This is a genomic window from Mammaliicoccus stepanovicii (assembly GCF_002902525.1).
Taxonomy (GTDB): Bacteria; Bacillota; Bacilli; order Staphylococcales; family Staphylococcaceae; genus Mammaliicoccus; species Mammaliicoccus stepanovicii.
This window is the reverse complement of sequence record NZ_PPQZ01000068.1, coordinates 1-267: the sequence shown is the minus strand read 5'-3', so window position 1 is coordinate 267 and position 267 is coordinate 1. Positions and strand designations below refer to the sequence as shown.

Sequence of the window (267 nt, the reverse complement as noted above, 5' to 3'; positions counted from 1 at the left end):
CGTTTACCATCTTGGTTGTCGTGGTCTTTCCATACTTTTTCCCCTGATACTTTTGTAGATTCAGGTTTATATGTGTTTGTGATGTTTAAGTCACCCATATCTTGATTATTAATAGATACTTCGTATCCTTTAACTTCTGTCAGTTCTTTTACCGTATAATCAATTGTTTTCCCTTTAGCTTTTTCTGCTAAGTCTGTCCACGTATGTGTCCAATTGTTACTTTCATTTAATGTAATTGTCTTTCCTGTTTCTTTGCCATCGGCTAAT

General features: G+C 34.5%; 1 protein-coding gene. It reads right to left on the bottom strand.

What is annotated here, in order from left to right:
- On the bottom strand, window positions 1-267 hold a 267-nt coding region (locus tag CD111_RS09540), incomplete at both ends, for a Cna B-type domain-containing protein (RefSeq protein WP_142380949.1).